The sequence below is a fragment of the Bradyrhizobium sp. CCBAU 45389 genome, from assembly GCF_028128625.1.
GTDB lineage: Bacteria > Pseudomonadota > Alphaproteobacteria > Rhizobiales > Xanthobacteraceae > Bradyrhizobium > Bradyrhizobium liaoningense_B.
This window is the reverse complement of record NZ_LBIY01000094.1, coordinates 287792-308961: the sequence shown is the minus strand read 5'-3', so window position 1 is coordinate 308961 and position 21170 is coordinate 287792. Positions and strand designations below refer to the sequence as shown.

The following is a 21170-nucleotide window of genomic DNA, read 5'->3' as shown; positions in this document are numbered from 1 at the left end:
TCTCGAATTGGAGCCTTATCCTTGCACGAATGCAGTATGCTTGTATACAAGATTGGCTGGATATGCTATCGCCCGTGCAGCCCCTGGAACGATAATCCCGCATGACCCATTTCTGGCATCTCGACGTTGCGCAACTGATCCAGGGCTATGCGAAGCAGGCCTTCACGCCGGTCGATGTCATTGAAGACTGTCTGGCTCGCGCACGGATTTGCGATCGATCGCTTAACGCCTTCTTGCACTTCAGTGAGGCCGACGCGCTGCAGGGGGGCGAGGCGAGCCGCAGGCGGTGGGCCGAGGCAAGGCCACTTGGCGTACTTGATGGGGTCCCGGTCTCGGTGAAGGACAACCTGCATGTGGCCGGCATGCCGACCACATGGGGCAGCCCGCTGATGCGCGGCTTCGTCGCGACTGAGGACGAGGCGCCGGTGGCGAGGATACGGGCGGCGGGCGCGGTGCTTTTCGCAAAGACCAGCCTGCCGGAGTTTGCGATGCAGGGCTATACCGCAAACGCCCTGAAAGGCACGACCTATAATCCCTTCGATGTGTCGCTGACGCCCGGCGGTTCGTCGGGCGGCGCGGCAGCCGCTGTTGCCGCGTTCTGCGGACCGCTGGCGCTGGCGACCGACGGTGGCGGTTCAATACGCCGGCCGGCCTCGCATTGTGGCCTCGTCGGCTTCAAGCCGTCCGCCGGGCTCGTGAAGCGGCACGGTGGTCTGCCCGAGATATTTCTGAGTCACGAGGTGGCGGGCGGAATTGGACGAAACGTCGCGGATGTTGCCGGCTTCACGGAGATATTGGCCGGGCAGCAGCTCGCCGCCGCTTCGAACAAGGTCAGGATCCTGTACGTGTCCAGCTTTTCGGATGCGCCCGTCGATCCCGGCATCGCCGACGCCGTCGCGCGCGCTGCGCAACGCTTCGAGACAATGGGACATATCGTCGAGACTCGGGCGTCGTTCGATCTCTCGGACGAGATCAACGGCTTGTGGCCGCAGCTCTCCGCGATCGGTCTGGCCTGGCTGTTTGAAGATGGCGCACGCTGGCCGGAACTCGGACTTCGCGGCGGGGCGCAACCAGACCCGATGATGTGCGGCGAGGCGGCCCGCGCTGCTCTGCAGGAGGGCCGCTCGGCCGCAGCGACCGTGCTGTTCGATCTTGTCGGTGCGATCGAGCGTCTCAAACGACGGTTGGATACGCTCTTCGCTTCCTATGACGCGATCCTGACGCCCGCCACCGCGGCTTTGCCCTGGCCCGCCGATCGAGCCTATCCCGAAACGATCGCCGGTCAGGCGGCCGGGCCGCGAGGGCATGCCGTCTTCACGGGCATCGCCAATGCCGCCGGCTTGCCAGCGCTTGCGCTGCCTTGCGGATGGGTGTCGAAACTGCCCACCGGATTCCAGTTGCTCGGCCCGAAGCGGGCCGACGCCGCCGTGCTGGCATTGGGTCGGGAATACGAGCAAAGCTTTCCGCTTGAGGCGCCTGTCGCCGAGGCCGGACCACACTCTGGGAGGACATCGTGAGCAATGCGAGTGAAGCGGCGGACCGGTTGATCGCAGCAAGAAGCAGCGGACAGGCGGTCGACTGGCGCGACGTTCTCCCGTCGGATCGTGCCGGCGCCTACGCGATCCAGGATGCCACGCTTGCCCGGCTCGGTCCGTCCGGCGGCTGGAAGGTCGGCGCGTCGGGCCCGGATGCCGAGCCCGTCTGCGCGCCGCTGCCGGCGTCTGGCCTGCTTGCCTCCGGTGCGCGGCTCGGTTCGGAATTCCGCCTGCGCGGTGTCGAAGTGGAAGTCGCGCTCCGGGTCGGGCGAGCGCTCGCGGCTGACGATGCCGCGTTGCCCGATCGCGAACTGGCACGTGCCTTCGACGCCGTCTACCCCGCCATCGAGGTGGTCGAGACGCGCCTCGAGGATTGGAAGAACAGCGCCGCCCTGGCCCAGCTTGCGGATTTGCAGAGCCACGGCGCGTTGGTGCTCGGAGCAGCCGCGACGGTCAGTCCTGCTTCCATCGATCTCGGGAGCGTCGAGGCGGATCTCTCCATCGGCGAAGACATCAGCCGTCGAACCAGTGGAGGCAATCCCGCAGGCGACATCTGGCGTCCGCTGCGCTGGCTCGTCCGCCATTGTGCGGACCGGGGTGCGCCTCTTTTGCCGGGCCAGATCGTCACGACCGGCTCGTGTACCGGCATGGTCTTCACGGAAGCGGGGACCAGCGCCCGTGCTCGCCTTGCGGGTTTCGGCGAGGTTGCCGTCGACTTCTGAGGCGGGAAGAATGAAGGTCAGCGTCGCCGCGAGCGCGGGGATGGTCATGCCGGCGGGGCGAGCCCCAGCGTCTTGCGGGCCTTGCGCGTCAGCTTGGCCACGATCAGCGCATGGGCCTGCACCAGATAGGCCGTGAGCTCGGCATCGGGCAGGGCGTTGTTGCTGACGAGCTGGACCCATTTGGCGCGGGCGAGATACGGCGCCGGTCGCGCCAGGCCGTGCTCGATCAGCATCCCATAGGCCATGTCCGAGACCTTGAACATGTAGCCGCCGGAGCCTGCGGCAAAGCCGCCGCCGAGCGCGAACATCTTGCCGCCGACCTTGAACACGGAGGTGCCCTCCCATTGCACTACCTTGGTGGCGGCGGGCAGGCGCAGGCAGCGTGCTTCGAAGGTTTTCGGCGTCATGGCGCGAGCGATAGCACGCCAAACGCGGCTTGCAAGGCCGCGAGCTAGCGGGCGAGCGCCGCGAAGACGGCGATGGTGCGGTCGACTGCGCCCTCGTCGATGTGGCGATGGGTGACGAGCCGGAGCTGCGAAGGACCGCTCTCCTGCACCAGGATGCCGTGCGCTTTCACGCCTTCGGCCCATGCCGCGGCCTCGCGTCCGCTTGCTGAGACATCGACGCGCAGGATGTTGGTCTGCACGTGGTCGGGATCGGCGAGCGCCGGGTCGAGCCAACTCAAGGCCGCGGCGAGCCGCTTCGCGGCCGCATGATCCTCGGAGAGGCGGTCGATCATCGTCTCCAGCGCCACGAGACCGGCGGCTGCAACGACGCCGGACTGGCGCATGGTGCCGCCGACGAGTTTTCGCAAGGCTCTTGCCCTTGTGATGACATCGTTGGAGCCGCATAGCAGGCTGCCGACCGGCGCGCTCAGTCCCTTGGAGAGGCAGACCATCACGCTGTCGGCGTGCGCGGTGATGTGCGCGGCCGGGACGCCGAGCGCGACCGACGCATTGAACAGGCGGGCGCCGTCCAGATGCACGGGAATTCTGTGGCTTTGCCCAAGCGCATGAATTCGCGTCATGTGCGCCAGGGGCAGCACGGCGCCTCCGGCGCCATTATGCGTCGTCTCCATCGCGATCAGGCCGGGGCGCTCCGACGCGCCGATCGCGTCCGCGAGCGCCGTCTCATCCATTGCGCCGCGGCGGCCCGGCATCGGTTTGGGCAGGAGTCCCGCGATCGTCGCGACGCTGCCGAGCTCGGAGTTGAGCAGATGCGCACCGCCATCTGCGAATATGTCCGCGCCGCGCTTGGCATGGGCGAGCATCGCCAGCAGATTGCCCATCGTACCGCTCGGCACGAACAGCGCGGCCTCCTTGCCGGTCAAGGCGGCGCCGTGGGCTTCGAGCGCGCGGACGGTCGGATCGCCTTCGCGGCCGTCGTCGCCGAGTGGGGCGCGCTGCATGCGCTCCAGCATCGCCGCGGTCGGCAGCGTGACGGTGTCGCTGCGCAGATCGACGATGCCGTCGCTGCCGCTCTGTTGCGTCGTCATCAGGCGTCCTGCACCTGCAGGCCAGCCGGCGCCGGCTGCGTTTCGTCGGCCGCCACGTCGCCGGCAAAGCGCTCCACCAGCTTCACCGCAACCGTGTTGCCGAACACGTTGATCGCGGTGCGGCCCATGTCGAGGAAGGCGTCGACACCGGCGATGATCGCCAGCGCCTCGATCGGCAGCCCGATCGCCGACAGCACCATGGCAATCGCAACGAGCCCGCCGGAGGGAACGTTGGCGCTGCCCTTGCTCGCGATGGTCGTGACCATCACGATGGTGAACAGCGTCGACCAGGTCAGCGTCACGCCATAGGCTTCCGCGAGGAAGGTGACGGCGAGGGCGAAATACATGATGGCGCCGTCGCGGTTGAAGGCGTAGCCGAGCGGCAGCACCACCGAGACGATGCGCTCGGAGGCGCCCATCGCCCGCAGCTTCTCCATGTGCAGCGGCAGTGTCACTTCCGAGGAACGGGTGGAGAAGGCGAGGATCATCGGCTCCATCACCGCTTTGGTGACGGCAATCGGCTTCTCGCCGATCGCAAGCAGCATCAGCCAGAAGATCAGAACCATGATGGCGAGGCCGAGATACATCACGCCGACGAGCTTGGCGAGCGCGACCACGGTGGCGAGACCTTGCGTCGCGAACAGCCAGGCCATCACCGCGAAGATGGCGATCGGGGCGAGCGAGGTGATCCATTTCGTGATCTTGAACATCGCCGCCATCACCGCTTCGAGCACGGCGACCATGGGCTCGCCGACCTTGCCGACGGAGGCGAGGGCGAGGCCGAACAGGATCGCAAAGACCAGCGTCGGCAGGATCCTCTGCTCGGCCATCGCAGCGACGATGTTGGAGGGGATCATGTCCATGAAGAACTTGATCCAGTCTACTGACACCGCAAGGTTTTGCGGCACCTTGCCCGTTGCGGCCAGCGGCGCGCCGGCACCCGGATGGAAGGCGGCGTTGAGCAGGAGGCCGATCAGGATCGAGATCAATGTGGCGAGGTAGAAATAGCCGAGGCTGATCGCGGCAACCCGGCCCAGGACTTTCAGCTCGCTGCCCATGCGGTAGAGGCCGAGCGTGACCGCCGCAAACACCACGGGAATGACGATCATCTTCACAGCCTCGACGAAGGCGGTGCCGATCGGCCGCAGGCTTGCGCCGACATCCGGCCAGAGCAGGCCGACGCATAGACCCAGCACCAGGCCGAGCAGCATCTGGACCACGAGCGGCAATCTGAGCAGCGGCCGGATCATGCGTGATGGTCTCCTTGTCCTGGATATTGCGTGCGGATGGCGCCGAGCGCGGTGAGGCGCGCTTCGAAGGCTGACGACAGATGCCGCCACATGCGTTGCTGCGCGGCGTCGGGGTCGTGCGCTTCGATGGCTGCGTAGATATCGAGGTGCTCGCTGACGGCCTGGCGCGTACGCTCGACGCTGTATCGCCGCATCTTCTGTAGGGCGAGGCCGCTCTGCGCGCGCAGATTGTCGTAGGACTGCGCCAGCCGGCCGTTGCCGGTGGCGCGAAACAGCTCGTCGTGGAATGCCCAGCCGACCTGCTGCGCTTCCTCCACATCGAGATTGTCGCGCGCCTGAATGCTGCGCAGCTCCTCGGCGCATTGGCGCAGCGGCTCCGTCGGCCCGCGCGTCGCGGCGAGATAGGCGGCCATGCCTTCGAGCGCGAGCCGCAATTCGTGGATCTCGCGGAGATCATCGAACGACATCTGGCGTACGAAGGTGCCGCGCATCGGATGGATGGTGAGAAGGCCGTCCTTGGCGAGCGCCTTCAGCGCCTCGCGGATCGGTGTGCGGCCGAGCGCCAGCCTGCTCGACAGGCTGCGCTCGGAAAGAGGTTCGTCGGGCCCGAACTCGCCTGACGTGACGAGGTCGCGGAGCAGCGAATAGGCGCGATCGCGCTCGAGGGAGGTTATGGGCATAACTGACATACCAGCGGTATGTCATCGATATGTCAAGCTTGGCGACTGATTTTGCTGGTGAAACCGAGCCGGAAACAAGATCACGGGCTTGTGCCTTGCGCCGGACATCTCAAAACATATCTTACGATATATCTAACAATGGAGATGCAAGATATGTTTCGAGACAAGCACCACAACAGGCACGGCCGAGAGGAGCACGAGTTTCGGTTCGCCTTCGCCATGGGCCGGCACGGCGGCGGACGTCATCGCTTCGGCCGCGGCGGCCACGGTTTCTTCGGGCGCGGCGGCGACGATTTCCCGGGCGCGCGGCGCCTGTCGTCGCAGGATCTCCAACTGGTGATCCTGGCGCTGCTCGCCGAAAAGCCCGCCCATGGCTATGAGCTGATCAAGATCATCGAGGAGCGTTCCGACGGTTTCTACACGCCGAGCCCCGGGGTGATCTATCCGGCGCTGACCTATCTCGAAGAGGTCGGCCACAGCAGCGTCCAGCAGGACGGCGGGCGCAAGCTCTACAGCATCACGCCGCAGGGCGAGGCGCATCTTGCCGAGAACCGTTCGACCGCCGATGCGATCCTGCAGGCATTGTCGCGGATCGGACGCCGCATGGACGAGGTGCGCGAAGCCTTCGCCGGCGTCAGCGATCTCGACGCTGGTGCCTCCGATGAGTTGCACCGGGCACGCCACAATCTCAAGCGCGCGCTGCGCTCCAAGCACGGCAGCGACTCCGCCGAGGCGCGCCGCATCGCCGCGATCCTGGAACGCGCTGCCGCGGAAATTCTCGGAAAGTGATGGAGGACGCTACGCATGAATGATCGGCCCCACAGTCCGATTCAAGATCCGCGCGTCAACGCCGTGATCGCGCGTCTGCAAGGCGCGCGGCAGCGTCCATCAGGCGGCGGGCCGCGCGGCTCCTCTGGCAGCCGCGATCCCCACGCCTATGCCGAGCAGGGATTTTCGATCCATCCCGAGCAGGGCGAATTGATCTATCTGCTCTGCCGCGGCCTGGGCGCGACGCGCGTCGCCGAGTTTGCGACCTCGGTCGGCATGTCCACGCTCTATTTCGCGGCGGCACTGCGCGACAATGGCGGCGGCACCGTGATCGGCTCGGAGATCGTGCCGGCCAAGGTCGAGACCGCCAGGCGCAACCTCGCGGAGGCGGGCCTTGCCGACTACGCCCAGATCCGCGAGGGCGATGCGCGAAAGACGTTGCGCGATCTCGACGGCCCCGTCGATTTCGTCCTGATCGACGGCTGGCCGGGCGAGGGAGGTCCTTCGCTGGCGCGGGAGGTGATCGAGATCGTCGCCCCGCAACTGCGGGTCGGCGGGTACGTCATGAACGACAATGCCGAGCCCGACTATCTCGACTTCATCCGCGATCCCCAAAACGGCTTCGTCTCGATGACGCTGCCGCTCAAGGGTGGCACCGAGCTCAGCCTGAAGCTGACGTGACGGAATCGCTGGCGCGATAAGCGTCGGGAACGATGAACACCTCGTCGGCGCGGCCGTAGCCGCCGTCGCCGACTTCCTCGATCAGCACCATCGTGTGCAGCCGCGCCGCTTCGCCGAAATAGTGGACGAACAGTGCGGTGAGGTTATGCACGATCTCCGCCTTCTGCGCCCGCGACAATGCGGCCTGGGGGATCTTGATATTGGCGAATGGCATGATGAATCTCTCCGCGTGAAATTTGTGCCGGCTATCAGACCACGCCGCCATTGGCGCGGATGATCTGGCCGTTGACCCAGCCGCCGTCGCTCCCGGTGAGGAAGGCGACGACGCCGGCGATGTCGTCGGGCTGGCCGAGGCGGCTGAACGGGTTCATGGCGGCAACGGCGCGCACCTGCTGCTCGCTCTTGCCCTCGAGGAACAGCCGCGTCTCGACCGGCCCGGGCGCGACCGCGTTGACGGCGATGCGGCGGCCGCCGAGCTCCTTGGCGAGGATGTGCGTCATGGCTTCGACCGCGGCCTTGGTCGCGGCATAGACGGCGTAGCCGGGCTGATAGAGACCAACGACGCTGGACGAGAAGCTGACGATGCGGCCGCCGTCGCGCAGGCGCCGCGCCGCTTCGCGCAGGGACCGGAACACGCTGTCGAGGTTGATCGAGATCTGCCGCGCGAACGCTTCATCGGTCACCTCCGCGAGCGGCCCGAGCTCCATCACGCCGGCATTGTTGACGAGGATGTCGACCCCGCCAAAGGCGCGCTCGGCTGCATCGAACAACCGCGCAGGGGTTGCCGGATCGGCGAGGTCGGCCTGCACGGCGATGGCACGTCCGCCGGCGGATTCGATCTCGGCAACGAGTTCGTCGGCTGCCGTCTTGCCGCTCGCATAGTTGATCGCGACCGCGATCCCGTCCTGCGCCAGCCGGCGGGCGATGGCTGCGCCGATGCCGCGGGAACCGCCGGTCACGATGGCGGCGCGCTGGGATTGATGGGTCATGGCGGGTCTCCTCGATGTTGCTAGGCCAAGAGATACCTGATCACTACGGCCGGATAATCGCCGAGGACTTGCCATCACTTGTCGGCTGTGGTGAACAATTCGCCATGGACCGCTTTGACGCCATGCGACTGTTCGTCCGCCTCGTCGAACGGCAGAGTTTTACGGCCGCGGCAGCCGATCTCGGCATTCCTCGCTCGACGGCGAGCGAGGTCTTGCGCGGTCTCGAGGCGCACCTGGGGACGCGGCTGCTCGAGCGAACGACGCGTCATGTCACCCCGACGCTCGACGGCGAGGACTATTACCGCCGCTGCGTCGCCATCCTGGCCGAGGTCGAGGAAGCGGAAACCGCGATGCGCGACGCGCGGCCGCGCGGCCTGCTTCGAATCGATGCGCATCCCTTGCTGACCCGCACCTTCATCCTGCCGCATCTGCCGGCATTCCTCGCGCGCTATCCGGAGCTCGATTTGCAGATCGGGCAAGGCGATCGCCTGGTCGATCTCGTGCGCGAGGGCATCGATTGCGTGATCCGGTCGGGCGAGCCCGAGGACAGTGGCATGATCCTGCGCCGGCTCGGCACGATTGCCGAGATCACGGTGGCGAGCCCGGCCTATCTCGCCAAGCACGGCATGCCGATGGCGCCTGATGCGCTCGACGGCCACCAGATGGTGGCCTTCGTCTCCTCGCGCACCGGCGATGTGCTGCCGCTGGAGTTCTCCGTTGCCGGCGTGCTGCGTCACGTCGTGCTGCCGAGCCGCCTGCGCGTCAACAATTCAGACGCCATGGCCGATCTCGCCCGGCTCGGTTTCGGTCTCGTGCAGGCGCCGCGCTATCGCTTCGCGGATGATCTCGCCAGCGGTGCGCTGGTCGAGGTCCTTGCCGACTATCCGCCGTCGCCGACGCCGCTCTCCGCGCTCTATCCGCAAAACCGTCAGCTCGCGCTGCGCCTGCGCGTCTTTCTCGACTGGATCTCGGGCATCTTTGCGGAAGCGAAGCTGTGAGGGGCTACGAAGCGAGTTGGTGAGAAGGGCGTTTCCACTCGCTCGCAATGACGATTTTGATGCAATTGCGCGCCTCTTTGTGAGTTGTGCCGGGGCTGCAGACCGCTACCATGCGCCCGCTTCAGCAAAATGCGGGGCCAGCACGGCGAGGGAGGCGACATGAGCGGGCAGGACCACAAGGTGAAGGGATCGGACCTCTTTGTCGCGGCGCTGGAGAATGAAGGCGTCGATCGCATTTTTGGTGTGCCCGGCGAAGAAAACCTCGATCTGGTCGAATCGCTGCGCAACTCCCGGATCGAGCTGGTGCTGACCCGCCACGAGCAGGCCGCCGCCTTCATGGCGGCGACACATGGGCGGCTGACCGGCAAGCCCGGTGTTTGTCTCTCGACGCTCGGCCCCGGTGCGCTCAATTTGTCCACGGGCGCTGCCTATGCGCATCTCGGCGCGATGCCGATGATCCTGATCACCGGGCAGAAGGCGATCATGAGCAGCCGGCAGGCGCGCTTTCAGATCGTGGACGTGGTCGCGACCATGAAGCCGCTGACAAAACTGTCGCGGCAGATCGTCAGCGCCTCCAGCATTCCCACCGTGGTGCGCGACGCCTTCCGCGTGGCGATGGAGGAGCGGCCGGGCCCGGTGCATCTCGAGCTGCCCGAGGACATCGCGGGCGATGAGGTGCCCGCCATCCCCGTGATCCCGATCCATCCGATCGAGATCCCCGTCGCCCATCGCGCCGCGCTCGACCGCGCCGCCGAGATGATTTTGGCCGCGAAGCGCCCGCTGGTGATGATGGGCGCGGCAACGAGCCGGCCGCGCTCGACGCACGGCATCGCGAGCTTCGTGCGGCGGACCGGCATTCCGTTCTTCACCACGCAGATGGGCAAGGGCACCGTGCCCGGCGGCACCAATCTCTATATGGGCACCGCCGCGCTGTCAGAGCGCGACTATGTCCACGATGCCATCGACGCCGCCGATCTGATCGTGGCGATCGGTCACGACCCGATCGAGAAGCCGCCCTTCATCATGGGGCCGTCGGGGCCGAAGGTCATCCACGTCAGCTACACCTCGGCCAGCGTCGAGCAGGTCTATTTCCCCGATGCCGAGGTCGTCGGCGATGTCGGCCCGAGCCTGGAACTGCTCGCCGATCGACTCGAAGGCAAGCTGCCGCAGGCCGCGGCGCTGTTGCCGCTGCGCGAGGAAATTCTCCGCCATATCGCTGATCGGGCCACCGAGGCGCGTTGGCCGCCGACGCCGCAGCGCATCGTGCACGACATCCGCCAGGTCATCCCGGAGAACGGCATCGTCGCGCTCGACAACGGCATGTACAAGATCTGGTTCGCGCGCAACTACCGGACCCGCGTTGCCAACACGCTGCTGCTCGACAATGCGCTGGCGACGATGGGCGCGGGCCTGCCGTCGGCGATGATGGCCGCGATGCTCTATCCCGATCGCCGCGTGCTCGCGGTCGCCGGCGACGGCGGCTTCATGATGAACAGCCAGGAGATGGAAACCGCGGTCCGCCTCAAGCTCAACCTGGTCGTGCTGGTGCTGGAGGATAACGCCTACGGCATGATCCGCTGGAAGCAGGCCGTCGATCATTTTGCCGATTACGGCATGACCTTTGGCAATCCCGATTTTGCCATGTACGCGAATTCCTACGGAGCCAAGGGGCACCGCATCGCGAGCATCGACAGCTTCGGCCCGACGCTCGAGGCGGCTTTTAGGGAGGGCGGCGTGCACCTGGTCTCGATCCCGATCGACTATTCGGAGAACGTGCGGGTGCTGGTCGACGAGCTCCGCGCGCATGAGAAGTCGAAGGCGTGATGGACAATGGTCTCGTGCCCCGGACGCAGCGCAGCGCTCCTTCAGCGGTGCGCTGCAGAGCCGGGGCCCATGCATCAGCGAGCCCTGTCGCCTCCTGGGTCCCGGCTCTGCGCAGCAACGCCAAGAGCGTTGCAGCGCGTCCGGGACACGAGAGGTGCACTTGTCTCGCGATCCCATATCATCGACACTCCCAATCATCCGATCACTCCACCAACCACAGGACTATGAAATGACTCGCGTTCGTTGTGTCACCGAGATGGGCATGGGCGTCGACGTCCACGGCAGGGACGCCACCAAGGCGGCAAAGCGGGCGGTGTCGGATGCCATCAGGCATTCGAGCCTCGGCTTCTTCCGCATGATCGGCAAGACCGCGAACGACATGTTCGTCGATGTCACGATCGGCGTGCCCAACCCCGAGGCGGTGGACAAGGAAGCCGTTGCCAAGGAGCTTCCTTACGGCACCGTGACCGTGACTGCGGTCAAGGGCGGTCTGGAGATTCCCTCGGCCACGGAAGTCGCCAACGACCCCATCCTCATCGCGAATGCGGCTGTCATCGTCAGCTTCGACAAGGACTAGGCTGGTGTCCGACAGTGATGTGGCGCTGCTGGATCGCCCGATCTGGAGCGCGTTGACGACGAGCCAGAAACACCTGGCCGAGGGTGGCCCGCAAGCGCTGCGCTATCCCGTCGACATGACGCCCTTTGCCGACATGGTCGACATGTCCGCGGCAAGCTTTGCCGCGCTCGGTGATCTCATATCGGGCTCGCAGGTCGCCGCGCTGTTCACACCGGAGCCGGTTGACGTTCCCGCCGGCTTCAAGGTGGTGCTCGCCGAGACCGGCGAGCAGATGATCGGCTCGCCTGCCGACAGTGCGCTTCGCGACGCCGAGATCGTCACGCTGGGAGCGGCCGACGTGCCCGCGATGATGGCGCTGACGGAGCTGACCAAGCCCGGGCCGTTTGCCGCGCGGACGCATCAGCTCGGCACCTTCCTCGGTATCCGGGCCGGCGGGGAACTGGTCGCGATGACGGGCGAGCGGATGAAGCCGGGAAAGTTCGTCGAGATGACGGCGGTCTGCGTGCATCCGGACTATCGTGGGCGTGGCTTTGCGCAGGCGCTGCTCGCGGCGGTCGCGCGCCGGATCGAGGCGCGCGGCGAAATTCCGTTCCTGCACGTGTTTTCGGACAACACGTCGGCGATCGCGCTGTATCAGCGGCAGGGCATGCGGATTCGCCGCCGCCTGCACGTCACTGCGCTGATGAAGCAGGGATGAGCGTTGCTCGGCGGGGCTTCATATCCGCCGAATTCGCGCTATATCGATCCCAACCATAATTGGGGGAAACAGATGGACGCCAGAACGACAGATTGTTCCGCCGTGCGGACGGCGATGCAGCGCTACGTCGATCAGGAGATCATTCCGGGCGTATCCTGGGCGGTGCTGCGCGGGCGCGAGGTCGTCGATCAGCAATGCGTGGGCTTCGCCGACCGCGAGACGAAGACGGCGCTCCGGCCCGACCACATCTTCCGTGCGTTTTCCAACACCAAGATCTTCGTCACCTGCGCGGTCATGCTGCTGATGGAAGAGGGGCGCATCGGGCTCGATGACCCCGTCGAGAGGATCCTGCCGCAGCTCGGCAATCGCAAGGTCCTGAAGCAGGGCGCGACCAGCCTTGCCGATGTCGAGCCGGCGAGGGGGCCGATGACGATCCGCCAGCTCCTGACCCACACCTCGGGCCTCAGCTACGGCATCTTCGATCCCGGCACGGTGCTGTTCAAAGGCTACAACGAGGCGCGCGTGCTCAATCCGCTGACGCCGCTCTCCGACATGATCGACAGGCTCGCCGATCTGCCGCTGTCCTATCATCCCGGCGCCGGCTGGGAGTATTCGGTGGCGACCGACGTGCTCGGCCGCATCGTGGAAGTCGTCTCGGGCAAGTCGCTCGATGCCTTCCTCAAGGCGCGCATCTTCGATTCTCTCGGCATGACCGACACCGGCTTCTACGTCCCGGAAGCGCAGCAGGGCAGGCTGGTCGCGCTCTACAATGGTGCCGACGTGCTCGATCCCATGAAGCCGGGCCTCACGCGCGCGGACAATCTGCCCTTTCCGCAGGCCTATCGGCGGCCGTTCCCGCGGCTGTCGGGCGGCGGCGGTCTGGTCTCGACCCTGCCTGATATGCTCGCGCTGGTGCGCGCGCTGCTGCCCGGCTCGGATGCGCTGCTGAAGCCGGAGACGCTGCGGCAGATGATGACGAACCAGCTGCCTGCAGGCCAGACCATCCGCTTCGCCACTCTCGGCCCGATCCCCGGCAAGGGGTTTGGTCTCGGCGGTGCCGTCACCTTCGCGCCGACGCCGTTCGATCCGCCGAACTCCACCGGCGAATTCCAGTGGGGCGGGCTTGCCGGCACCCATTGGTGGATCTGCCCGGAGGCCAATACCGCCGGCGTGCTGATGGCCCAGCGCTACATGGGCTTCTGGAATCCGTTCTTCTTCGAGTTCAAGCGCCTAGCCTATCAGGCCGTCCAAAGCTGACCTCGAAAAGAGGCTGACCGCGGAAAAATTCCCCGCGCCCGCGAATCCTTTTCGGCCGGCGCGCCCTCTTGATGGTCGAGGCATTCAGCCTCGGCTCATCTCGGAGGATGCGATGGCATTTTACAGGAAGAACATCGGCAGCCTGCACCAGGCGGTGCGGATTGCCGCGGGGGGCGCGGTCGCGGGGGCGGCATTGGTCTATCTGGCGGGCGCGACGGCGTGGCTGGTTGCGCTCGGCGGCGCCGGCTTCGCACTGACGGGCCTTGTGGGCTATTGCCCAATGTGCGCGGTGGCGGGGATCGGGCGAGGAGACGTGTCGTGAGTGCGGCTGCGATCTCGCCGAACCTGTTCGAGGCGGCACGGCTCGGCGATCCCCATGCGATCGCCTCACTGCTCGAGACGGCACAGCCGGACATCCGCCGCTATGCGCGCGCGACCTGCCGCAGTTCGGCGGATGCCGAGGATGCGACGCAGGAGGCGCTGTGGATCCTGTTCCGCCATATCGGCACGATCCGTTCGCTGCTGGCGTTTTCGGCCTGGCTGTTCAGCGTCGTCCGCCGCGAATGCCTGCGGCTCGCGCGCCGGGCCGGCCTTGTACCGGCTGTCGATGAGAGCGAGGCGGAAGCCGCACTGCTGTTGCGGCCTGAGGCCGATCTGCGGCTTGACGTGGCCGCGGCCTTCGAGGCGCTGCCGCCGCACTATCGCGATGTCGCGCTGATGCGCGACGTCAAGGAGATGACGATCGACGAGATTGCCGCCGCGCTCGGCGCGACCAGGCAGACCGTGAAGGCGCGGCTGCATCGCGCCCGCGCCTTGATGCGCGAATATCTGACGAGATGAGAGACGATCGAATATCAGAGAGGAGCATGAGAAAGTGCGGACGGGAGGCCAAGCCTCCCGTCCGTTGCTTGCGTTAGTCCTTCCACGGATCGAACTCGCCTTCGCCGGCCATGGCGACGGCGAACGGACGCAGCGTGTGCAGCACCCGTACCGTGCCGGCGTGCTGGGCGAGCACGTCGGGCAGGCGGCGATAGGCCATCGGGCTCTCGTCGAGGTCGGCACCGATCAAGGTGACGCCACGCTCGTTGAGCCAGCGGTCCATCTCCGCGCGCGAGAAGCGCCGCTTTGCTTCCCGTCGTCCGAACATGCGGCCGGCGCCGTGCACGGTCGAGTAGAGCGAAGCCTTGGCTTCCGGACTGTCGACGCCTTCGAGAATGACGGCATCGTCGCCCATCGAGCCGCCGACGAATCCCTTCTGGCCGGGAAACGCCGGGGTCGCGCCCTTGCGCACCACCCACAGATCCTTGCCGCCGTGGGTCTCACGCCAGGCATAGTTGTGGTGGTTGTGCACGCTCTCGGTCACGCTGCCGCCGATGATCTGGCGGACGCGTTCGACCACCCACTCGCGGCCGGCATAGGCATAACGCCCGGCGAGCTGCATCGCCGCGATGTAGCGGCGGCCGAGCTCGGAGTCCTCGTCGACCACGGCGGGCGGGACGTTCATGCCGTCCTTGCCGCCGGCGGCCTTGAGGTAGCGCGTCGCGGAGGTGTGCCCGAGACCGCGGCTTCCGAAGTGGACGCCGATCCAGACAAAGCCTTCCTCGTCGCGCATGAGGTCGACATAGTGGTTGCCCGAGCCGACCGTGCCGAGCTGGCTCACCGCCTTCTGGCGATAGGCCTCCATGTCGCTCTCGCGCCAGGCGTCGCCGTCGTCGAACAGTGCGTGCTCGGCCCGTTCGGCGTTGGCACGGCCGACGCCGAACGAGATCACCTTGGCGACGTCGCTGATGATCGTGGGTGCGATCTCCGCAATGTCGTCGAAGCGGGTGTCGAGCCGGGCCGCCATGTTGCCGCAGCCGATGTCGAAGCCGACGCCGGAGATGCTGATCTGCTTTTCATAGGCGATGACCCCGCCGACCGGCTGGGCATAGCCGAGATGGCCGTCGGCACAGATCACGCCGGAGACGACGTTGCCGATCGCCATGCAGTTGCGCATCTGCGCGATCGTCGCTTCCTCGTGCGGGCCGAAGACTTTCAGCGGCGCATTCTGGAAGCGGGCATCCTGCGTTCGGAACTCGGCGATCGAGCTCGCGGTCGCATTGGCCTCGCGGGCAAGATGCTCCTTGCGCGCGGCATCCCGGTACGAGCACCAGGCCGGCTGGCCGCGTCCTTCGCCGACGCGCGAGTCGGGATCGACGCCGGCGGCGAGGCAAAGCTCGCGGGCGCGTTCCATGTAGGGATCGGGTCGTCGCATTGTCGTATGTCCTGCATTGCATTCCGCACGCACCATAGCGGGGCGTGTGGATCATTTCAGATATTTCACTGGCCCCGGGCGCGCGTTTCGCGTCCGGGGCCGTTGTCGTTGCGCATCAGTTCAACGCCGTCTCTGACGCTGCGATCCACGCGACCACGGCCTCGGAGAAGCCGTTAACGCGGGTCCAGTCGCCGTGGCCGACACCGTGCTGATACGAGGCCACGTTCACCATGGTGCCGCGCGCCTTGGGCGCGGGCACGGCGTCGTGGCTCTGCTCATCGGTGAAGACGATCAGGCGATCGCCCTTGCGGTCGATCTCCGTCACAGCCTTGCCGAGATACGTCCCGCCATGGGCTTGCGAGTTGATGATCGCATCCCGCAGCGCGAAGCTGCGGCGGGGCGGGACCTTCACGACTTCATTGCTGAAGGTGAAGATCTCGACCTCGTCGCAGATCTCGCGGGCGAGAATGGCAAGGCCACACGCCGCCTCCGCGCGCGTCATTTCCGACTGCGCGGAGAGGGTTGCGAACATCGAGCCCGACACGTCGATCAGAAGCCGGGTGCGGCCCGGGAGCCGCACATGGTCCTTGACCGACTTGAGCATCGCAGCCTCGAGCTCGGGCTCGAAGTCCGGCGCATAGCGCGCCGCCGTGATGAAGCGATAGGGAAGGATACGATCCGTCCGCATCGCCTCGATCGCGCCTGCGATGGTCTCGCGCGGGACCTGTGCAGTCTGCATCAGCCGCAGATTGCGCAGGAGTGCCAGGCCGCCGAGCTTCTTCTCGGCGATCAGCCGCTCGAAGGTCTCGCGCTTGCTTTTGCCGGCCGAGAGCGAAACCTCCCAGGTGTCGGGGGAGGCGAGCTCGCCATCGACGAGCTGCTTCCACACCTTGGCCTGGTCGGTGTCCTTCGGCTTGGCGTGCACCAGGAACAGCACGTCCCTGATCCGCACCGCGCCGTCGCGGTCCCACTTGGCGAGCTGATAGGCGTCAAACTTGGTCAGCGCGCGGGCAAGGCCTTTCTTGACCTGCGCGGAGACCGGCTGACGCTTGCGCTGCTGCATCGGCCCCAGCGCATCAGCCCAGTAGATCGCGAGCAGCTCCGTCATCTCGTCGGGACGCTGGATCACCTGGTAGAGCGTGTCGGCAACGAGGGCGCGATGCTTCTCGCTCCGCGCCATCTCGCGGATGACGAGCAGCGGAGCGTGCCGCAGCTTCATCACCTCGCGCGCCTCGATCGCAAGCTGCGCCACGCGCTCCGGCGCGACCTGGGGCACGAGCGCCTTGATGCGGTCGGCGATGGAGACGCCGTCCTCGTAGAACTGGTTCTCCCACAGGAGGCAGTTCATCAGCGCGCGCTTCAGCTCCATCTCGGGCGTGAAGCGGGTTGCGCGCGCACCCTCACGCGTGAAGGCACGCGCGATCTTGTTGAGCCTGACCATGACGGCCTCCTCTTGCGTGATGGGACAAAGAAAATGGATGCCGGGGAACAGCCGAGACTGTACTGCCCCTCTCGGAGCTTCGCAGAGCGGACTCGATCTCCGGAGAGATTCGAGGCGGTGCCGCTGCGATCACGAAGTAACAGCGCTCTTCACCACCAGCGGTGGGGACGAGAAAGTCACGATCCGGGAACAGGCGATTGCTGAGATCCGGCGGGCAAAAGCCTGCCGGAAAGCACTCTGGCCACTGAGCTACCGGTGCACAATACACCGGGCGGGATTCGAACCCGCGACCTCTCGCGTGATAGGCGAAGTAACAGCGATCTTCACCACGGACCGTGATGGGGTTGGCGGGGAACGGACGATGCTGTCGCCGCCCTTTGGGCGAATTGAGCTACGGCATTGCAGCCGGCGGGATTCGAGCCCGCAACCTCCGTTCTGGAAAGCCAGGACGGTGCTCTACCGAAGTAACAGTCATCTTCACCACCGCCAGGCCGATGCTTTCACACCGGCCGTTGATGGGTACGCTGGGGAACAGTCGATGTCGGCGTCAGTGACGACAACACAGGCGCCGTTCTTGCGAACGGATCCTGCGCCGGGCCGCGTGCGGGCCCTCTCGAGGCCCGCATCCCGGTGCGTGTGTCAAGGGCGGGATTCGAACCCGCTTTACCGTGAGAAGTATCCGACATCTTCACCACCAGCGTCGGTTGAGCCGCGATCTTCGCGGCAAACCAACTTCAAGAAAATTCTATCGCGGCGCTGTCGACGCGCCGCTGTTTGCGAACCTACTGGGTTCGCTCTGCCATCGGTGTCCGGCTCATCGCCTCGTTCCCTCCGGCAGGCCCCGCGCGCTTGGGCACGCGCCTCTCCAGCGCGAGCCCCGAGATCCGGGTCTCTCGTTCCGGCGATTGCCGGGATGTTCGATGGGGCCGCGCGGAAGGCAACAAAAAACCCTCCGGAGCGGTAGGCTCGGGAGGGTCCGTGAGAAGCGGACTGTCGATCTTGCGGTCAGGCAAGATCGCTCCCATGAGCCGGGCATGCGACATCGATTGGCCGTAGGCCATTCGACAGTTGCGCAAATATTTCGTAGCGGTGCTTCATCACTGGGTTCATGGTTTTCGCAAACAGAAGTGCTCGCGAGGCGGCGGGACATACGCCTGCAACTTGCGGATGTCAAGCGAGGCGCGTGTGAAAATCGGAGAGGGAAAGGCGAGCGACGTGCCAAACTATCTCGGCCTCGATGGATTCCGCTTCGGCTGGGTTGCAGCCTGGATCGACGAGCGCGGCGATCACGGCTTCGATTATTCGCCGGGCTTGACGCGCCTGCTGGCGATCCCGCACGCACGCGCGATGATCGACATGCCGATCGGCTTGAAGGCGGGCGGCTATCGCGAATGCGATCTGCGTGCGCGCGAAATAATCGGGCCTGCCGTGTTTCTCGGTGCGCGCCGGGACCTCTGGACGTTTTCCGATATGGCGGAAGCCAATCGCTACTACTGGAAGCACGAGGGCAAGGGCAGGGGCGTGTCGGCGCAACTCTGGAACATCAGGGAGAAGATGAGAGAGGTCGACGAGATCATGACGCCAGCGCAGCAGGCGGTGATCGGCGAAGCGCACCCGGAGTTGATCTTCTGGAATCTGGCAGGGCGCGTCCGTCTCGCCAGGAAGACGTCGGCGCTCGGTCGCGAACAGCGCATCGCGTTGCTGGCGCAACGCGGCTTCAGGCGTCTGCCGAAATGGTTGACGCTGCGTCACGGCACAGGCATCGGCCGCGACGATCTCATCGATGCCTGTGCCTGCGCGGTTGCGGCGCGCGACAGTACGCAGCGTGTCGGCGGGGAGGAGGTCGATCCGCGCGGATTGCGGATGGAGATCAATTTCTGAGGCTGATCAGCCCTCCCGATTGCCTTGTCGATTACCTTGGCCTTCGAGGTAGCAACGACTATTGCGGCCCGGAGTCGAGGAGACGCTCTCGTCCAGTCTCGTTGCTCGCGCTTCATACTCGTCGGCCATCGCCCGCAACCGTTGCGCGGCTTCGCGATGAGCGAGCTCGTTCGCGACGCGGCGACAGCGTTCAGCGTGGTCGAGCAGGGCGCGCTTCTCGATGTTCATCCAGCGACAACGCGCGAAGGCGCCATTGGTCCCTGCGCGGGCCGCCGGAACAGCGCGATGGCTCCGCTGCGGAGTCTCGGGAAAAAATAGCAATATTTTCACGTCGCCTCGGAACGTGGGGCCCGAGCCGACGTTTACGCCAAGGCTGTCGAGGGACAAAATACCATGAACGACGTGTGCCAATTGGCGACTGCGATGCTTGCGATTGCGTTTACGGGCCTGCTGTTGATCACGGGTCAGCGGTTCATCGAGTATCGACTGCAGCATGAAGCCATGATCCCGATCGTGGCGATGGCAACGCTGCCGCGATAAGCGCGGGGTTCGCCGGGACGAATAGTGACTTGCGCGGTGCGGCGTCTTGCCTAGATTGAGCACGCCTCAGTCCATGCACCAAAGGTCCCGATGTCCGATCTCTCCGTCTTCCCCATTACCAAGCGTTGGCCGGCCAAGAATCCCGAACTCCTCCAGCTCTATTCGTTGCCGACGCCGAACGGCGTCAAGGTCTCGATCATGCTGGAGGAGATCGGACTTCCTTACGAAGTCCATCTCGTCGATTTCGGCAAGGACGACCAGAAGACGCCGGAATTCCTCTCGCTCAATCCGAACGGCAAGATCCCGGCGATCCTCGATCCCAACGGTCCCGGGGGCAGGCCGCTGCCGCTGTTCGAGTCCGGAGCAATCCTGCAGTATCTCGCGGAGAAGACCGGCAAGCTGCTGCCGCAGCATGCTGCGCGCCGCTACCAGACCATCCAGTGGCTGCATTTCCAGATGGGCGGCATCGGGCCGATGTTCGGCCAGGTCGGCTTCTTCCACAAATTCGCCGGCAAGGACTTTGAGGACAAGCGGCCGCGCGACCGCTACGTCGGCGAGTCCAAGCGACTGCTCGGCGTGATGGAGACGCATCTTTCCGGCCGGCAATGGTTCATGGATGACGACTACACCATCGCCGACATCTCCATGCTGGGCTGGGTGCGCAATCTCATCGGCTTCTACGGCGCGGGCGATCTCGTCGCGTTCAGCCAGTTCAAGTCGGTCGGTGCCTGGCTCGAGCGGGGACTTGCGCGTCCGGCGGTGCAGCGCGGGTTGAACATTCCGAAGCGGCCGTAAGCTCAGCTCAACGCCTTGTAGGTCATGTAGAGCGCCATCAGCGAGACGAGGGCGATCACGGCCCGGCGCAGCACCGATTTGCTGACGCCATTGGCCGCGCGCGCGCCGAGGTCGGTGCCGACCCAGAGGCCGGCCAAAATGCCTGTTATGGCCGGCCAGCCGACCACCAGCCCCTTGCTCCAGTAGATCGAGGCGGCCGGAATGCTGGTCGGGATCACCGAGAAGATCAGGCTGACGAGTTGCGCCTGATGCTGCGGCACGCGCAGGCCGGCGGCGAGGCCGACGGTGATCGCGAGGCCGCCGCCAATGCCCATGAAGCCGGAGGAAAATCCGGCCAGCGTGCCGATGAGAAATAGGGGGAGCCACGGCAATTCGGCGGGACCGTCGGCCTTGCTGCCGTCGTCCTTGCGGTCGCGGCGCAGCAGCAACATTGCGATCAGCGCGACGAGATAGACGACATAAGTCCATTGCAGAAACGCGTCGGAAACCGCGGCTGCGGCATAGCCGCCACCGGCGCCGCCGATGAGAAACCCGATGCCGATCCAGACGATCCACGGCAAGGGGCTGCGGTTGCCGCTCTGCCAGTAGCGGCGCGCGCCGGCGAGCCCGGTCGGGGGAATCTGCGTGATCAGGGACGTCCCCTGTGCGACGTGTTGTTCTGCCCCGAGCAGCAGCACGGAGAAGATGACGAGGCCGCCACCCGGGCTCGTGCCCGTGAAGCCCGATGCCAATCCTGCGACAAGACCGACGCCGGCGCCGGCGAGGAGTTCATATATCCAGGTCATC

At 65.8% G+C, this 21170-nt stretch carries 23 protein-coding genes; 13 read left to right on the top strand and 10 right to left on the bottom strand.

Going from position 1 to position 21170, the window contains the following annotated elements:
* The first annotated feature begins 101 nt into the window (after positions 1-101).
* Positions 102-1517 (top strand): amidase, encoded by a 1416-nt coding sequence (locus tag XH79_RS26875; RefSeq protein ID WP_271583531.1) that lies wholly within the window; start codon positions 102-104, stop codon positions 1515-1517.
* On the top strand, positions 1514-2257 hold the full coding sequence (locus XH79_RS26870; RefSeq protein ID WP_271583530.1) for a 2-keto-4-pentenoate hydratase: 744 nt from the start codon (positions 1514-1516) through the stop codon (positions 2255-2257). Before XH79_RS26875 ends, XH79_RS26870 begins: the two co-directional genes overlap by 4 nt.
* Positions 2258-2301: 44 nt before the next feature.
* Here XH79_RS26870 and XH79_RS26865 read toward each other — a convergent pair whose 3' ends face one another.
* Genes XH79_RS26865 through XH79_RS26850 form a run of 4 tightly spaced genes read right to left on the bottom strand, consistent with a single transcriptional unit; the run spans position 2302 to position 5682 of the window.
* On the bottom strand, positions 2302-2664 hold the full coding sequence (locus XH79_RS26865) for an MmcQ/YjbR family DNA-binding protein (RefSeq protein ID WP_271583529.1): 363 nt from the start codon (positions 2662-2664) through the stop codon (positions 2302-2304).
* Positions 2665-2708: 44 nt separating this feature from the next.
* Entirely contained in the window at positions 2709-3752 is a 1044-nt protein-coding gene (locus XH79_RS26860) for a threonine aldolase family protein (RefSeq protein WP_271583528.1), read from the bottom strand.
* Positions 3752-5002 carry a dicarboxylate/amino acid:cation symporter gene (locus tag XH79_RS26855; RefSeq protein WP_271583527.1) on the bottom strand — a complete coding sequence of 417 codons (1251 nt, stop codon included), beginning with the start codon at positions 5000-5002 and terminating at the stop codon, positions 3752-3754. The genes XH79_RS26860 and XH79_RS26855 overlap by 1 nt, the downstream gene beginning before the upstream one ends.
* Positions 4999-5682 (bottom strand): GntR family transcriptional regulator, encoded by a 684-nt coding sequence (locus XH79_RS26850; protein WP_271583526.1) that lies wholly within the window; start codon positions 5680-5682, stop codon positions 4999-5001. The genes XH79_RS26855 and XH79_RS26850 overlap by 4 nt, the downstream gene beginning before the upstream one ends.
* A gap of 153 nt (positions 5683-5835) precedes the next feature.
* Here XH79_RS26850 and XH79_RS26845 point away from each other — a divergent pair, with 153 nt between their 5' ends.
* Entirely contained in the window at positions 5836-6471 is a 636-nt protein-coding gene (locus XH79_RS26845; protein ID WP_271583525.1) for a PadR family transcriptional regulator, read from the top strand.
* Positions 6472-6486: 15 nt separating this feature from the next.
* The gene (locus XH79_RS26840; RefSeq protein ID WP_271583524.1) at positions 6487-7131 is read left to right on the top strand and encodes an O-methyltransferase; all 645 of its coding nucleotides are present in this window, start codon (positions 6487-6489) and stop codon (positions 7129-7131) included.
* Here XH79_RS26840 and XH79_RS26835 read toward each other — a convergent pair.
* Together XH79_RS26835 and XH79_RS26830 are read right to left on the bottom strand one after the other, a co-directional pair.
* Positions 7112-7345 carry a tautomerase family protein gene (locus XH79_RS26835; protein WP_212337394.1) on the bottom strand — a complete coding sequence of 78 codons (234 nt, stop codon included), beginning with the start codon at positions 7343-7345 and terminating at the stop codon, positions 7112-7114. The two genes, XH79_RS26840 and XH79_RS26835, sit on opposite strands and share 20 nt — an antisense overlap.
* A gap of 34 nt (positions 7346-7379) precedes the next feature.
* A complete protein-coding gene (locus XH79_RS26830) occupies positions 7380-8120 on the bottom strand; it encodes an SDR family oxidoreductase (RefSeq protein WP_271583523.1) in 741 nt (246 codons plus the stop codon).
* A 104-nt stretch (positions 8121-8224) separates the two neighbouring features.
* On the opposite strand from XH79_RS26830, the gene XH79_RS26825 reads away from it, so the two are divergent.
* From XH79_RS26825 to XH79_RS26795, 7 genes are all read left to right on the top strand, one after another.
* Positions 8225-9118 carry a LysR family transcriptional regulator gene (locus XH79_RS26825; protein WP_271583522.1) on the top strand — a complete coding sequence of 298 codons (894 nt, stop codon included), beginning with the start codon at positions 8225-8227 and terminating at the stop codon, positions 9116-9118.
* 159 nt (positions 9119-9277) lie between these two features.
* The gene (locus XH79_RS26820; protein ID WP_271583521.1) at positions 9278-10942 is read left to right on the top strand and encodes an acetolactate synthase large subunit; all 1665 of its coding nucleotides are present in this window, start codon (positions 9278-9280) and stop codon (positions 10940-10942) included.
* A gap of 229 nt (positions 10943-11171) precedes the next feature.
* A complete protein-coding gene (locus XH79_RS26815) occupies positions 11172-11519 on the top strand; it encodes a Lin0512 family protein (RefSeq protein WP_018646107.1) in 348 nt (115 codons plus the stop codon).
* Between the two features lie 4 nt (positions 11520-11523).
* On the top strand, positions 11524-12216 hold the full coding sequence (locus tag XH79_RS26810; protein ID WP_271583520.1) for a GNAT family N-acetyltransferase: 693 nt from the start codon (positions 11524-11526) through the stop codon (positions 12214-12216).
* 72 nt (positions 12217-12288) lie between these two features.
* Entirely contained in the window at positions 12289-13473 is a 1185-nt protein-coding gene (locus XH79_RS26805; protein WP_271583519.1) for a serine hydrolase domain-containing protein, read from the top strand.
* 112 nt (positions 13474-13585) lie between these two features.
* On the top strand, positions 13586-13795 hold the full coding sequence (locus tag XH79_RS26800) for a YgaP family membrane protein (protein WP_271583518.1): 210 nt from the start codon (positions 13586-13588) through the stop codon (positions 13793-13795).
* Positions 13792-14313: an RNA polymerase sigma factor gene (locus XH79_RS26795; RefSeq protein ID WP_271583517.1), complete on the top strand. Its 522-nt coding sequence runs from the start codon at positions 13792-13794 to the stop codon at positions 14311-14313. Before XH79_RS26800 ends, XH79_RS26795 begins: the two co-directional genes overlap by 4 nt.
* A gap of 73 nt (positions 14314-14386) precedes the next feature.
* On the opposite strand, the gene XH79_RS26790 is transcribed toward XH79_RS26795, so the two are convergent.
* Both XH79_RS26790 and XH79_RS26785 read right to left on the bottom strand, forming a co-directional pair.
* On the bottom strand, positions 14387-15727 hold the full coding sequence (locus XH79_RS26790) for an RtcB family protein (RefSeq protein WP_271583516.1): 1341 nt from the start codon (positions 15725-15727) through the stop codon (positions 14387-14389).
* A 115-nt stretch (positions 15728-15842) separates the two neighbouring features.
* On the bottom strand, positions 15843-17168 hold the full coding sequence (locus XH79_RS26785) for a TROVE domain-containing protein (protein WP_271583515.1): 1326 nt from the start codon (positions 17166-17168) through the stop codon (positions 15843-15845).
* Positions 17169-18383: 1215 nt separating this feature from the next.
* On the opposite strand from XH79_RS26785, the gene XH79_RS26780 reads away from it, so the two are divergent.
* Complete coding sequence (locus XH79_RS26780) at positions 18384-19049, top strand: DUF429 domain-containing protein (protein ID WP_271583514.1); 666 nt, start codon at positions 18384-18386, stop codon at positions 19047-19049.
* A 6-nt stretch (positions 19050-19055) separates the two neighbouring features.
* Here the strand turns inward: XH79_RS26780 and XH79_RS26775 are convergent, their stop codons facing one another.
* Positions 19056-19544 (bottom strand): hypothetical protein, encoded by a 489-nt coding sequence (locus XH79_RS26775; RefSeq protein ID WP_212337373.1) that lies wholly within the window; start codon positions 19542-19544, stop codon positions 19056-19058.
* A 135-nt stretch (positions 19545-19679) separates the two neighbouring features.
* Here XH79_RS26775 and XH79_RS26770 point away from each other — a divergent pair, with 135 nt between their 5' ends.
* Positions 19680-20384, top strand: a complete 705-nt coding sequence (locus XH79_RS26770; protein ID WP_212337371.1) for a glutathione S-transferase family protein — start codon at positions 19680-19682, stop codon at positions 20382-20384.
* A 2-nt stretch (positions 20385-20386) separates the two neighbouring features.
* On the opposite strand, the gene XH79_RS26765 is transcribed toward XH79_RS26770, so the two are convergent.
* Entirely contained in the window at positions 20387-21169 is a 783-nt protein-coding gene (locus tag XH79_RS26765) for a sulfite exporter TauE/SafE family protein (RefSeq protein WP_271583513.1), read from the bottom strand.
* Position 21170: the final 1 nt, after the last annotated feature.

Excerpts from the sequence above, each read along its gene's own strand:
- XH79_RS26875 (WP_271583531.1), top strand. The coding sequence starts at position 102 with ATGACCCATTTCTGGCATCTCGACGTTGCGCAACTGATCCAGGGCTAT.
- XH79_RS26865 (WP_271583529.1), bottom strand. The coding sequence starts at position 2,664 with ATGACGCCGAAAACCTTCGAAGCACGCTGCCTGCGCCTGCCCGCCGCC.
- XH79_RS26860 (WP_271583528.1), bottom strand. The coding sequence starts at position 3,752 with ATGACGACGCAACAGAGCGGCAGCGACGGCATCGTCGATCTGCGCAGC.
- XH79_RS26855 (WP_271583527.1), bottom strand. The coding sequence starts at position 5,002 with ATGATCCGGCCGCTGCTCAGATTGCCGCTCGTGGTCCAGATGCTGCTC.
- XH79_RS26850 (WP_271583526.1), bottom strand. The coding sequence starts at position 5,682 with ATGCCCATAACCTCCCTCGAGCGCGATCGCGCCTATTCGCTGCTCCGC.
- XH79_RS26845 (WP_271583525.1), top strand. The coding sequence starts at position 5,836 with ATGTTTCGAGACAAGCACCACAACAGGCACGGCCGAGAGGAGCACGAG.
- XH79_RS26840 (WP_271583524.1), top strand. The coding sequence starts at position 6,487 with ATGAATGATCGGCCCCACAGTCCGATTCAAGATCCGCGCGTCAACGCC.
- XH79_RS26835 (WP_212337394.1), bottom strand. The coding sequence starts at position 7,345 with ATGCCATTCGCCAATATCAAGATCCCCCAGGCCGCATTGTCGCGGGCG.
- XH79_RS26830 (WP_271583523.1), bottom strand. The coding sequence starts at position 8,120 with ATGACCCATCAATCCCAGCGCGCCGCCATCGTGACCGGCGGTTCCCGC.
- XH79_RS26825 (WP_271583522.1), top strand. The coding sequence starts at position 8,225 with ATGGACCGCTTTGACGCCATGCGACTGTTCGTCCGCCTCGTCGAACGG.
- XH79_RS26820 (WP_271583521.1), top strand. The coding sequence starts at position 9,278 with ATGAGCGGGCAGGACCACAAGGTGAAGGGATCGGACCTCTTTGTCGCG.
- XH79_RS26815 (WP_018646107.1), top strand. The coding sequence starts at position 11,172 with ATGACTCGCGTTCGTTGTGTCACCGAGATGGGCATGGGCGTCGACGTC.
- XH79_RS26805 (WP_271583519.1), top strand. The coding sequence starts at position 12,289 with ATGGACGCCAGAACGACAGATTGTTCCGCCGTGCGGACGGCGATGCAG.
- XH79_RS26800 (WP_271583518.1), top strand. The coding sequence starts at position 13,586 with ATGGCATTTTACAGGAAGAACATCGGCAGCCTGCACCAGGCGGTGCGG.
- XH79_RS26790 (WP_271583516.1), bottom strand. The coding sequence starts at position 15,727 with ATGCGACGACCCGATCCCTACATGGAACGCGCCCGCGAGCTTTGCCTC.
- XH79_RS26785 (WP_271583515.1), bottom strand. The coding sequence starts at position 17,168 with ATGGTCAGGCTCAACAAGATCGCGCGTGCCTTCACGCGTGAGGGTGCG.
- XH79_RS26775 (WP_212337373.1), bottom strand. The coding sequence starts at position 19,544 with ATGCTGCAGTCGATACTCGATGAACCGCTGACCCGTGATCAACAGCAG.
- XH79_RS26770 (WP_212337371.1), top strand. The coding sequence starts at position 19,680 with ATGTCCGATCTCTCCGTCTTCCCCATTACCAAGCGTTGGCCGGCCAAG.
- XH79_RS26765 (WP_271583513.1), bottom strand. The coding sequence starts at position 21,169 with ATGACCTGGATATATGAACTCCTCGCCGGCGCCGGCGTCGGTCTTGTC.